The following is an 815-nucleotide window of genomic DNA, read 5'->3' as shown; positions in this document are numbered from 1 at the left end:
TATTTCACGAATTACCGTCGAAACCACAAGATCTCGTACGACTTGAATCAGGCGGTTTTCCTGGCCTGCCTCGGGCGCATCGTCACACCCGCGTCCAAGCGGAGCACCTGGATGAATCGCGGGCGTTACCTCTTCGACTTCGAAGAAGTCAAGCTCGCCGACCTCTACGGCTCCCTGGGCGTACTCGCCGAACGCAAGGAATACATCATTCGTAAACTCAATGAATCCATCGGAAAGATGTATCAACGAGATCTGGCGATCGCGCTCTACGATGTCACCACCTTCTACTTCGAGAGTTTCACGGAGGATGAGCTACGACGTCGCGGGATGAGCAAGGAGCACCGCACGCAGGAAACCCAGGTCGTTCTCGGGTTATTGGTTGATTCCGAAGGCGTTCCCATCACCTATGAGCTCTTCCCCGGCAACACGGCGGAAGTCGGAACGCTTTTGAAGGTTGTTGATGAATTTAGGCGCCAGTACAACATTGAGGACGTCACTGTCATTGCCGATAGCGGTCTGAACCAAACTCTGAATCTCGAAGCACTCGAAACCTACGGCTTCAAGTACATCGTCGGCTACCCGCCCTACGTCAAGCTCACGCAACAGGAGCAGGACCTGATTCTCGATCCTGAGGGCTGGGTAAACACCATGGACGGCGACGATATCGATTGGGGCGTTAAGGACGTGTCCATGCCTTTGCGGAAGCGCCTTGTCGACAGCGAAACCGGCCGATCCAGGCAGATCACCCTGGATGCGAGATGCATTGCAACGTACTCGAGGAAGCGGTACTTTCACGACATCGACGAGTTGGAGAA

The 815-nt window shown here is 54.6% G+C and carries 1 protein-coding gene; it reads left to right on the top strand.

The features are described from left to right. The coding region (locus HMPREF9440_RS11100) for an IS1634 family transposase (protein WP_008540573.1) at positions 1–815 on the top strand (815 nt) is incomplete at both ends.

Origin of the sequence: Sutterella parvirubra YIT 11816, from assembly GCF_000250875.1 — a bacterium.
GTDB lineage: Bacteria > Pseudomonadota > Gammaproteobacteria > Burkholderiales > Burkholderiaceae_F > Sutterella > Sutterella parvirubra.
This window is presented reverse-complemented; position numbering and strand designations above follow the sequence as displayed.